The 12,377-nt window shown below is 58.0% G+C and carries 6 protein-coding genes; 1 reads left to right on the forward strand and 5 read right to left on the reverse strand.

Annotated features, from left to right (window positions below):
• Positions 1-2: 2 nt before the first annotated feature.
• Positions 3-4,328, forward strand: a complete 4,326-nt coding sequence (gene pulA / locus SAMA_RS01550) for a pullulanase-type alpha-1,6-glucosidase (RefSeq protein ID WP_011758408.1) — start codon at positions 3-5, stop codon at positions 4,326-4,328.
• A gap of 51 nt (positions 4,329-4,379) precedes the next feature.
• Here the strand turns inward: pulA and SAMA_RS01555 are convergent, their stop codons facing one another.
• Genes SAMA_RS01555 through SAMA_RS01575 form a run of 5 tightly spaced genes read right to left on the reverse strand, consistent with a single transcriptional unit; the run spans position 4,380 to position 12,344 of the window.
• Positions 4,380-6,602: a GH92 family glycosyl hydrolase gene (locus SAMA_RS01555; RefSeq protein WP_011758409.1), complete on the reverse strand. Its 2,223-nt coding sequence runs from the start codon at positions 6,600-6,602 to the stop codon at positions 4,380-4,382.
• Positions 6,599-8,854: a GH92 family glycosyl hydrolase gene (locus SAMA_RS01560; protein ID WP_011758410.1), complete on the reverse strand. Its 2,256-nt coding sequence runs from the start codon at positions 8,852-8,854 to the stop codon at positions 6,599-6,601. The genes SAMA_RS01555 and SAMA_RS01560 overlap by 4 nt, the downstream gene beginning before the upstream one ends.
• 57 nt (positions 8,855-8,911) lie before the next feature.
• The gene (locus SAMA_RS01565; protein ID WP_011758411.1) at positions 8,912-10,099 is read right to left on the reverse strand and encodes an AGE family epimerase/isomerase; all 1,188 of its coding nucleotides are present in this window, start codon (positions 10,097-10,099) and stop codon (positions 8,912-8,914) included.
• A complete protein-coding gene (locus tag SAMA_RS01570; RefSeq protein ID WP_011758412.1) occupies positions 10,096-11,109 on the reverse strand; it encodes a carbohydrate kinase family protein in 1,014 nt (337 codons plus the stop codon). The genes SAMA_RS01565 and SAMA_RS01570 overlap by 4 nt, the downstream gene beginning before the upstream one ends.
• Positions 11,106-12,344, reverse strand: a complete 1,239-nt coding sequence (locus tag SAMA_RS01575) for a sugar MFS transporter (protein ID WP_041409637.1) — start codon at positions 12,342-12,344, stop codon at positions 11,106-11,108. The genes SAMA_RS01570 and SAMA_RS01575 overlap by 4 nt, the downstream gene beginning before the upstream one ends.
• Positions 12,345-12,377 lie beyond the last annotated feature (33 nt).

Below are 12,377 nucleotides of genomic sequence, written 5' to 3' on the forward strand. Positions count from 1 at the left end.
TCATGCTGAGTATTTCTAAACTTGCCCAACTGTTTGCGCTGGCCCTTGCTGCCAGTGTGCTGTGGGGCTGTGGCAGCGATTCATCTGAGCCCGGCGAGGTGCTGCTGACCTGCAATGTGCCCATGGTGCCCGATGCCACCGGCACCCAGTGTGTGGCGCCGCCACCCATTCAGTGCCCGCCACCCACAGTGCCCGACGCCAAAAACGAGCAGTGTGTTGTGGGTGCCGACCCCACCCTGCCTGACCCTGTGTATTTTCCCAAGGCCAACGAGGCGGTTATCTATTACAACCGCCCCAAGGATGCCGACAACAGCCCGAACGACCCTGTTTACGACGGCTATAGGTTGCACACCTGGAACAACGACACCTGTGACGCCTATGCGCCGCCATTCGACAGCAGCGACTGGGCCAATGGCCATGAGTTTGATGGCATAGACCCCAACTACGGCGCCTACTGGATCCTTAACCTCAAGGAAGGCTACGGTGAGTGCGGTAACTTCATCATCCACGTGGGCACCGAGGGCAGCGGTAAGGCGCTGGGTGACGGCGACTTCAAGATGCCCCTCAAGCAGGATGATGAAAAGTTCGTGCGGATGAACTTTACCCTCCATGGCACGCCGTCAGTATTTGAGTATCCCATCCTCAATCTGGGCCCTCAGCCTGCGGTGTTCAGCAACATGAGTGCCCACTGGCTCGACCGTCAGACCCTGTTGTGGGATCAAACCGAGGAAGGCGTGGCCGAGGTTAGGCTGCACTATTCGGCCAATGCCGACCTGACCATCGACGACAGCGGCATCAGTGGCGGCAGCCATGTACTGACTGCCACCGAACTGACCGAGGCCCAGCAGACGAGGGCGCCTGAGCTGGCCTCCTGGCAGGCCTATCATTTGGATGTGAGCGCCGAGGAAGCCAAATCTTTGGCCAAGGCGCAGCTGGCGATGGCCGCCTTCGATGCCGACGGCAAGCCACTTTACGCCACCTTTGTACAACAGGCGCGGGCACTGGATGACCTCTACACCTCCGGCGATGCCGATGCCAATGAGGCAAACCTTGGGATAAGCTACGATGGCGATGCCGTTACCGCGAGGCTGTGGGCGCCCACGGCTCAGCGCGTGACCCTCAAGGTGTATGACGACAGCAAAAACTTAACCCGTAGTGAGGCCATGACTGAAGATGCGGCCACCGGCATCTGGTCGTTCACCGGCACCGGGCTTGACCGCCGCTATTACCGCTTTGAACTCACCCTGTACCATCCGGTGAGCAAAAAGCTGGAAACCGTAGAAACCACAGATCCCTACTCGGTCAACGTGTCTGCCAACGGCCGTTTCAGCCAGTTTGTTAACTTAAGCGACACCGACACCATGCCCGAAGGCTGGGATGGCCATACTGTGCCCGAGGTGGCAGACCCGGAAGACATAGTGGTGTACGAGGGCCATGTCCGCGACTTCAGTATCCGTGACGAGAGCACCAGCGCCGCCAACCGCGGCAAGTATCTGGCCTTTACCGAAGAAGGCTCGGCACCGGTGGAGCATCTGCGTGCGCTGGCGCAAAAGGGCCTGACTCACTTCCATGTGCTGCCAGTGACCGACATGGCCACGGTAAACGAGCTGGAGGATGAGCGGGTAGAGCTGACCGATACCCTTGGCACCCTGTGCAGCAAGATTAACGACAGCGCCGATGCCTGTAAGACCAAGGACAAGGGCGCCACTATCCAGAGCCTGCTGGAAGACAGCCTGCCCGGCTCTGCCGATGCCCAGGCACTGGTGAACGCCATGCGCGGTCTGGATGGCTTCAACTGGGGCTACGATCCACAGCATTTCCTTGCGCCCGAGGGTAGCTATGCCTCCACTCCGGATGGTGTAGCCAGGGTTAAAGAGCTCAGAGCCATGAACATGGCGCTGCACGGCATAGGTCTTCGCACCGTGCTCGACGTGGTGTACAACCACACCAGCTCTTCGGGGCTGTATGACAACTCAGTGCTCGATAAGGTGGTGCCCGGCTACTACCATCGCTACGACCCGGTTTCCGGTGCCATGCAGCGTTCTACCTGCTGCGAAAACACCGCCACCGAAAACGCCATGATGGCCAAGCTGATGAACGACACCCTGGTGTCGCTGGCGCTGGACTTCGGCTTTGACGGTTTCCGTTTCGATATCATGGGCCATATTCCCAAGGCGGCCATGCTGGCAGCGCGTGATGCGGTGCGCGCCGTGGACCCTGACACCTACTTCTACGGTGAGGGCTGGAACTTCGGTGAGGTTGCCGACAACCGTCTGTTCGAGCAGGCCACACAGGCCAATCTGGCCGGCACCGAGGTGGGCAGCTTTAACGACCGTATTCGTGAGGCCATCCGTGGTGGCAGCCTGTTCCAGAGCGAGCTAAAGGATGAAGTGCTGCGGGATCAGGACACCCTGCGCCTGTCCATGGCAGGTAACCTCAAGGACTATGTCCTCAAGGACTTTAACGGCAATTCGGCCAAGGGCAGCAGCTTCAGCTGGAACTCCCAGCCCACGGCCTATGCCGCCGATCCGGCCGACAGCATCAACTATGTGTCCAAGCACGATAACGAGACCCTGTGGGACAAGCTGCAATACAGCCTCCCCGTGGGCATGAGCCTCGAAGACAGGGTTCGGACCCAAAATATCGCTGCTACTGTGCCGCTTCTGAGCCAGGGTATTCCCTTCCTGCAGCTGGGCGGCGACATGCTGCGCTCCAAGTCCATGGACCGCAACAGCTATGACTCAGGTGACTGGTTCAACTATGTCGACTTTACCCAGTCCGGCAACAACTGGAACGTGGGTCTGCCGTTGGCACAGGATAACCAGGGCAACTGGAATACCATCACCGGCATTTCGGCCAACCCCAATACCGCGGCTTCGGCCAGCGAGATTGGCTTTGCCGCCGAGGTGTTTGGCGAGTTTCTGCAAATCCGCCATCAGAGCAAGCTGTTCCGTCTGACCACCGCCGAGGACATCATTGCCCGGGTGGGCTTCCACAACGTGGGCAAGCGCCAGACTCAGGGTGTGATAGTCATGAGCCTGGACGACGGTACAGGTCTTACGGATCTTGACCCTGCGGTTGACGCCATCGTAGTCATGGTCAATGGCACGGCAAGCAGTCAGTCCCATACCGTACCGACGGCTGCGGGCTTCAGCCTGCATCCACTCCTGGCATCCTCCATTGATGCCAGGGTGCGCGGCGCCAGTTTCAGCGCCGGCGATAACGAGGGCACCTTTACCGTGCCAGCCTACACCACGGCCGTGTTTGTTAAGGCTCAGGGTTCGGCCCAGGGCGAAGGTCTGTCGGCCAATGCCACTGTGGGCGCCCCCGATGTGGTGCCCTATGGCAGCACCACAGTGTATGTCCGTGGCAGCCTGAACGGCTGGGGCACAGGCAATCCACTGCAATACGTGGGCAACGGCGAATACCGGGTGGCAATCACCCTGGCCCCCGGCGACTATGAGTTCAAGCTGGCGTCGGAAGACTGGAGCACGGTGGACTTTGGTGGAGTGTCGGCAGGCGATGCCGATGTGGAAGAGGGCGTGGTTGAGCAATTGGCGGCCAAGGGTGCCAACCTTAAGTTCAGCGCAGCTCTGGCGGCCACCTATGTGTTCTCCCTCGATGCCAGTGACAAGGATAATCCGCAGCTGACCGTGTACAACGAGGAGCCGTTCCCCGGCACCCAGGTGTACCTGCGCGGTGATATGAACGGCTGGGGCACCGACAACGCCATGACCTATCTGGGTGGCGGCGTTTATCGGGTTGATGTGCAGCTGACTGCGGGCAGCAAGGGCTTTAAGCTCGCCTCCAGTGACTGGAGTACGGTGGATTTCGGCAGCGGTGAGGCCGATGGCACTGTGACCCTGGGCGTGGAGAAATTCCTCGCCGTGAAGGGGGGTAACCTCAGCATGAACTTTGATGAGGACACCAGCTACAGCTTCATCTTTGACCTGTCGAACCGCAGTGAGCCACTGCTTACCGTGTACAAGACAGACATTTTTGCCGGCACTGAGGTGTACCTGCGCGGCGGCATGAATGGCTGGGGCACAGACAACCCCCTGATGCATCAGGGTGGGGGTGTCTACAGCACAGAAGTGAGCCTTGGTGCCGGTACGGTTGAGTTCAAGGTGGCAAGTTCAGATTGGAGCACCGTGGATTTCGGTGCCCTGTCCGGCGATGTTGCCGATGTGGCGCTGGATCTGGCCGAGCCGCTGGCGGCCAAGGGCGCCAACCTCAAGCTCAATGTGCTTGATGCCGGTACCTACCGCTTCACGGTGGAAGGTCCGGACCCCAAGGCACCCAGTCTGACAGTGACGAGAGTGAATTAAGCTGACAATAAAAAAGCCGCCCTCGGGCGGCTTTTTTGTCTTTATATGGGGCTACTTCACCTTGAGCACGCCGCCCTTGATGATGTCCTCATGGGTCACAAAGGGTTTGTCGATGCTGCGGCCGTTTAGTGTGAAGGCTTCGGGCTTATCCGAGTCAAGGTCACCGACAGGGTTTTCAATCACAAACTGCTTACCGGGATAGTATTCGGCGCTGAGGTGAATCTTCACCTTGCTGAAGCTTGGGCGGAACAGGGCGTAGTCCATCATGCCGGGGCTCACCGGGTAAATGCCCAACATGGAAAACGCGAGCCAGGTGGACATGGTGCCCGTGTCGTCGTTGCCGGGCAGGCCGCCGGGATGATTGCCAAAGTGTGCCGCAATCAGCTCCCTGACACGCCGGGAGGTGCGCCAGCTCTGACCTTCCAGGTAGTTGTACAGGAAGGGATAAGTGATATCGGGCTCGTTGCCCATATCGAAGTTACCGGTGTCGAAGGTGGCGTCCAGTTGGCGTAAAAAGGCTTCCGGCCCGCCGAGCAGCTGTATCAGCCCGGGGGTATCGTGGGGCACATAAAAGCGATAATTCCAGGCATTGCCTTCGATATAGCCGGGGGCGGGCTCGAAGTTACGGCCAAGCTCGGGGTCGAAGGGTGTCAGCCATTCGCCTTTTCTATTTTTCGGCCTGAGCATGCCGGTGTCGGCATCAAACAATGTGCGGTAGTTCAGTGCCCGGGCCAGGTACTTATCGTGGTCCTCCTGCTTACCCAGCGCCAATGCCAGTTGTGCCAGGTTGAAGTCGGCCAGGTAGTATTCCAGGCTGGTGGCCACGCTGCCATCGTAGGGGCCTTCATCGTCCACTGGCACATAGCCGAGCGTCAGATAATCCGGGTTTTCCGGCCGCAGCAGGTTGTGCTCGCGCTGCTCTGCTGCCCGCACCATGGCCCCATAGGCGGCATTGACATCGAAATCCCGGATGCCGCGCAGGTAGCTGTCGGCAATCATGGCCGTGGCGGGATCGCCCACCATCACCTGGGTTTCCATGCCGTAGAGCTCCCACTTGGGCAGCCAGCCACTCTCTTTGGCCATGGCCACTGCCGAGCGCACCATATCGGCCTGTAATTCGGGATAGAGCAGGCTCAGCAGGGGATGAACGTTTCTGTGGGTATCCCAAAGCGAGTACACCGTGTAGCGGTTTTGCTTGCTGTTGCCAACGCCCTGCTGGCCCATCAAGGGGTAATCGCCGTTGGCATCCTGCAATATGTTGGGATGAATAAGGCTGTGGTACAGCGCGGTGTAGAACAAGGTTTTTTGCTCATCACTGCCCTCCACCTCGACCCGGTCCAGCAGGGCGTCCCAGGCCTTTTGCGCCTCAATCCGCAGCTTATCGAACTCAAACCCGGGCTGCTCGGTATCCAGATTCTCCCTAGCGTTTTCCATGCTGACAAAGGAGATGCCCAGCTTGACCTCGATGGCCTCCTGCTCGCGGGTATCGAAGCTCAGCCAGGCACCGATATCATCGCCGGACAGGAGCTGACGATAGCCCGGATAGGGTTTAATGCTGTCGTTGTAGCCAATCCAGTCGGCTTCCACATTCTGGTAGCGCGGCATTTTTTTCCACACCCCAAAGGTCTTGGGTGCCTTGCTGAAGCGGGCCACAAAAAATACCGGCCGCACATCTTCGTCGTGGTAGCAGAAGGTGCCCAGCATACGGCTGCCTTCGACTTCCTGCTCAGACACCCACTTAAGGCTGGCGCCGGTTTCATTGGTCAGTCCCAGCCCCAGATTGAGCAGCACATTGGACTGCCCCGCCGGAAAGGTGAAGCGGCTCAGGCCGGTGCGCAGGCTGCTGGTGACTTCGGCCTTGACGGCGTATTTGTTGAGCTGGGCGCTATAGTAGCCGGGGCTGGCTTGCTCATTGCTGTAACTGCTGCCGTATTCCCGTGCGTCCAGTTCGAGCGGGCCCGTGGTGGGCATCAGTAGCAATACGCCTGCATCGGGGCAACCCACGCCGCTTAAGTTCAGGTGGCTGAAGCCCGTCAGATAGCGGTTCTCATGGATATACACCCGGGAGTTCCAGGCGGCGTCTTTTTCAAACTTATTTTGCTCGCCGCCATGGGCCACGTTGAACGGCGACACCGAGGCCAGGGCATTGGGGTACTGAGCCCCGGGATGGGTAGCGCCGAAGTTTGAGGTACCGATAAAGGGATTCACGTACTGGCTGTTGCCACCCAGGGCAGAGCAGCTGGTCAGGAGCAGACCAAACAGGAATTTGTTCATGGCTGAGGGCTCATGGTAAAGACCAGTTCACCACCGGCCAGAATATCTGAATGTCGTAAAATATATCCGTTCAAGGGCTTGCCGTTCAAGGTGACCTGCTTGACATAGACATGTTCAGGTCCTTGATTAATTGTACGAATTTTAAAGACGTTACCATTTTCAAGCTGGATATCGGCGCTGTCGACCTCGGGGCTGCCAAGCACATATTCACCGGATACCGGGTCCACGGGGTAAAAGCCCAGCGCACTGAAGAGGTACCAGGCCGACATTTGGCCGGCATCTTCGTTGCCGGCCAGTCCATCGGGCGCCGTGGTGTAAAGCTCGTGCATTATCTGCCGCACCAGACGCTGGGTCTTATGTGCTTCGCCCAGATATTGATAGAGGTAGGGCACATGGTGGCTGGGCTCGTTGCCGTGGACATACTGGCCGATATAGCCGGAGATCCATTCGGGGAACTCGTCCAGCGCCTGCTCGGTACCGAACATGGCATCCAGTTTGGCGCTGACAGCGGCGCTGCCGCCCATCATTTCAATCATGCCCGCCACATCGTGGGGTACAAAGAAGCTGTATTGCCAGGCATTGGCCTCACAGTAGTCTTCCGGGTGATAGGCATTGGGGTCGAAGGGGAGACGGAATTGCCCATGGGGATCCAGGGCGCGCATAAAGCCGGTTTGGGCGTCAAAATGGCGGCGATAGTTCTGTGACCGTGTGGCAAATTCCTGATAAATATCTTCTTTACCCAAGGCTTTGGCGAGGCGTGCGATAGCCCAGTCATCGAAGGCATATTCTAGCGTCAGGGCCACATTCCACTTGCGCTCTGTGTAGGGCACAAAACCCAGCTGCTGGTAACTCGCCAGGCCAAAAGCCTCTTGCTTTGCACTGTGCAGGGCGGCATTAAGCAAGTGTTCGCCATCAATATCGGTAAGGCCCTTCAGATAGGCATCGACCAATACCGGCACCGAGTGGTAGCCCAGCATCATGTCGGTTTCATTGCCCTGAAAAATCCACACGGGTAAACGCCCGGCTACCCGGTAATGGTCCATCATGCTGTCCATCATCTCCCGGGTGCGAGCCTGGTCGACAAGGGTTTTCCAGGGGTGCAGCGCCCTGAAGGTATCCCACAGGGAGAAGAATTCGTAGCGTGGATGGCCTTCGGCTTGATGGATTGCGCCATCCGGCCCCTTGTAGCTGCCATCGGTATCCGAGAAGAGTCGTGGGGCGAGTGAGGCATGGTACATGGCGGTATAAAACTGCCTGAGGTTATCCTCGGATGCCGACACCCGAACTTTGGCAAGCTCACCACGCCAGGCATCTTTGGCGGCGGCCAGGGTGCCCGGGAAATCCAGCAGCTTGCCGTCGGCCTCAAGGTTTGCCAGTGCATTATCTATGCTCACCGAGCTGATGGCGGTGTGCACCAGTAAAGACCTGTCCTTTGATTGGCTCTGGGCCAAATCGAAGTTGAGCTCAAGCGCGATATTGTCGGCCTCAGCCTGTGTGTGGGAGACCTGTTTGCCATCGACAAACAACAGCTGACTGGCGATGGGCTGTGAAAAACGGCTGTAAAAATAGACCCGCTGATCCTCGGCCCAACCGGTGGATTTGCGATACCCGCCAATGCTGTAGGCATCGATGATTTCAACATGGGTGGCAACGGTTTTGTCCCAGTTGCGGCTATAACCCAAATCGAGCCGCACCACACCTTCGGTGGCCGTGGTCGGAAAACTGTATCTTTGCAGGCCGGAGCGCGCACCTGCGGTCAGCTCCACCTTGATTTCGTAGTCCTGCAATCTGACCCGGTAATAACCGGGGCTGGCCTGCTCTTGCTCGTGGCTGAAATGGGACACTATGGTGCCGTCGGCCGGACCGCCCTCGGTTTGCACCCGCTTGAAAGGCCGGGTCAGGGGCATAAAGGAGATGTCATACAGATCCCCGGCACCTGTGCCGGACAAATGGGTGTGGCTGAAGCCGGCAATGATGTTGTCGGGATAGAAGTAGCCCGCTATCCAGTCCCAGCCGGTGCGGCCATTGTCGGGGCTGAGCTGCACCATGCCATGGGGCACGGTAGCACCGGGGAAGGTTTTACCCTTGCCATCGGTGCCGATAAAGGGGTCAACATAGGCGAGCACATCCGCAGCGTGCTCCATTTGTGACTGGCTGGTGGGCTTTTGTTGTTCGTGGCTTTGCACCTGGCTGGGTTGCTGGTTGCATGCTGCCAGGGACGCGGTCAGCAGCAGTGCGGCAATCTTTTTCATCACATCCTCATGGAGTCAGGTAAGCAAAGGCCCGCATCCACGGGCCTTATGGTCGGTTTATTTCAGTGCCGGGTGGCCCAGCACGCGCAAGACTTCGAAGCAGGCTCCCAGGGTGTGATAGTCACACTTGGCCCCGGCGGCACTTTTCTGATTGGAATACTTGCTGTTGTCCTTTCTCAGTACCCTGAACCAGGCGCCGTATTCATGGTCCACCATGTGGGCCCAGCTGTACTGCCACAGGGCGTCATACTGGGTCAGGTACTTATCGTCACCCGTCGCTTTATGCAACATGGCGGCAGCGGCGAAGCTTTCGGCCTGTACCCAGAAGTACTTGTCATCGTCACACCAGTTGCCCTCGGGATCAAACCCATAGACGAGGCCACCGTCCTGATTGTCCCAGGCTTGTTGATAAGCGCGGTCAAACAGGGACGCTGCGCGTTCAATCTGCCAGGCCTGCGGCGCATGACGATTGAGGATCAGCAGCAGTTTCGCCCACTCGGTCTGATGCCCGGGCTGAAAGCCCCAGGGACGATAAAGGTTTTTGGGGTCGTCTCTGTTGTAATCCCAGTCTGGTTTGAACTCGGGGGTGTAATGTTCCCACACCAAATCGTTTGTCAGTGACGCCTGACGCACGGCAATACTCTGGGCCAGTTGGGAAGCACGCTCCAGATACTGGTTGTTACCCGTGGCTTCAAAGGCCGCCAGCATGGCTTCACACAGGTGCATGTTGGCATTTTGGCCGCGATAGGGACTGAGCACGCCCTCGGGGCTGATTTCATCGGCATAGAGGCCATATTCAGCTTGCCAGAAACGCTGCTCCAGTAAGTCGTATACCTGTTGCAGTTTGCTGTCGTCCTGCACCAGGTCTGCCTTGCGAGCCGCAGCATAGGCCAGCAGCACAAAGGCATAACCATAGGCCTGCTGGGTCATGTCCAGCGGCTTGTGGTTATCCAGGGTCCAGGCGTAGGTTTGACTGGACGCCTGCCAGTGCACTTCTTCCAGATAATCCAGGCCATGCCTGGCAATATCCAGATAATCCTGACGACCAAACAGGATACCGGCAGTGGCATAGTTCACCAGAATGCGGGTGCTGCTTACCAGCTGTTTGAAATGGGTATCAAACAGGCTGCCGTCGTCGAGAAAGTTCTGGTGATAGCCGCCGCTTGGATCCACTACCCGGTCGGTGTAGAAATCCAAAATGCTCTGGCAGTGTTCAAGAAGAAATGTCTGGGAGAAAAAGTTCATACCGGGCTCCGGAATAAAACAGGGTTAAAGGCAGCAATTGAGTGCCCCTGCTGGGTCACTTGTGTCTGGATATCGGCCAGCCCCGGCAGGGCCGGGAAGGCGCCGGGCTGGGTCACGGCATAGGCGCCACAGTGGGTGGCAAACAGCAGCAGGGATTCCAGCTCTCTGGTATCGGCGAAGACGGCCTTGGCATTTTCCATACAACCCAGGCCATAAAGGAAGCCGCCAATAAAGGCATCGCCACCGGCGGTGGTGTCCACAACCTTAACCTTGGGCGGCTGTATATGCCCCTGATGTTCGGCGGTGAAATAATCGATACGATTGGCGCCGTCGGTTACCAGCAGCAGCTGGCACTGGCTGGCGAGGCATTGACTGATGTAAGTGGCCGTGTCGCCAGCGGCGAGATATTCCAGCTCATCCCGGGAAAACTTGACCACATCGGCCTGCTTGACCAGCTCATTGACCAGGGCACTGTCTGCCGCACCCTGTTGCCACAGGTTATGGCGCAGGTTGACATCAAAACTGATGAGATTGCCGGCGTGTTTGGCCCGGTTCAGCACATGGCGGGTGCACTGGGCGATTTGCGGCGTGGTCAGGGTATTACTGCAAAAATGCACTATGGTGTCACCGCTGAACCAGTCGTCGCTGACCTGCTCCTCAGTCAAGATCACATCGGCCGTTTCATGGCGGTGGAACGAAAAACTGCGGTCACCATCGGCATCCAGCATCACAAAGGCCAGGGCTGTTTTGGCCTGGGGATGCTTGAGCAAGAAACGGGTGTCTACACCATATTCCTGCAGCGCGGCTGCCAGAAACTCCCCGAAGGGGTCCTGGCCCACCTGACCGGCAAAGCAGGCGTGGCCACCGAGTCTGGCAACGGCAACGGCCGCATTGGCCGGGGCGCCGCCCGGGTACTGACGGAATTCGGGAAGGGTAAGGGGTCCCTGATGGCCGGCACCTATATTGAGAAAATCAATCAGCGCCTCACCAAAACACAGGATTTTTTTCATGACTGGGCCTCTACAATCTTGGCTTTTTCACAGGCTTTACTGCCCCGCAGGGCGTACCAGCCGATATACAAATAGGCCACCATGGGGATGACAAAACTGAACTGCACCGAGCTGCTGTCGGCAACCACGCCTTGCAGCAGTGGCAGTATGGCACCGCCAACGATGGCCTGACACAGCAATCCCGAGCCCCGGCTGGTTAAGGGGCCAAGGCCTCGGATTGCCAGGGTGAATATGGTGGGGAACATGATGGAGTTAAAGAAACCCACCGCCAGTACAGACCACATGGCCAGAGCGCCGCTGCTGTTCATGGTCAGCACTAACAGCAGTATCGCCATCAGGGCATTGGTCGCCAGCACATAGGTTGGTTGCAGTATTCGGGTCAGGGCTGAACCCACGAAACGGCCCACCATGGCGCCGCCCCAATAGTAAGACACCATGCGGCTGGCTTCCTGCTCGCTCAATGCGGCGATGTGGCTCTCTGAGAAATAGTTTACCAAAAAGCTGCCAACAGACACTTCGGCACCCACATACAGGAAGATGGCGAGGGCGCCCAATACCAGGTGTTTATGCTGCCAAATGCTGTCACTGTGGCTGACCTGGGTTTCATGGTCGGTTTGCAGGGTAGGGAGCTTCAAAAACACAAAGCCCACGGCGGTAAGCAATACGGCACCCGCCAGAATGAGGTAGGGCAGCTGCACTGCATGGGCGTTGCTGGCGGCGCCGAAGATAAGCGCCGCACCAAACAGAGGCGCCAGAGTATGCCCAAGGGAGTTGATGGCCTGGGCCAGACTCAGGCGACTGGCTGCGGTGCGCTCAGCCCCCAGAATGGCGACGTAAGGATTGGCAGACACCTGCAATATGGTAATACCGCTTGCCAGCACAAAAAGGCCCAGCAAAAACAGCGCGTAAACAGAGACTTCTGCAGCAGGGTAAAACAGCAAACACCCGGTTGCCATGGTACACAAACCCGTGACTATGCCGCGGATATAGCCAATTTTTTCAATCAATTTGCCGGCGAAGGGCGAAACGATGAAATAGGCGCCGAAGAAGCAGAACTGCACCAGCATAGCCTGGGTGTAGCTGAGCTCGAAGGCCGCTTTCAGGTGCGGGATCAGGATATCGTTCAGGGCGGTGATAAAGCCCCAGATAAAAAACAGGGTCGTCATCGCGGCAAAGGCAAAGTGGCTGCTTTTACCCTGTGCGCCCTGTGCTGGTGTTGATGGAATGATTGCCATAGTGGTTCTCGTGTGTCGAAGGACGCAGCCGCG

This window comes from Shewanella amazonensis SB2B (genome assembly GCF_000015245.1).
GTDB classification, from domain to species: Bacteria; Pseudomonadota; Gammaproteobacteria; order Enterobacterales; family Shewanellaceae; genus Shewanella; species Shewanella amazonensis.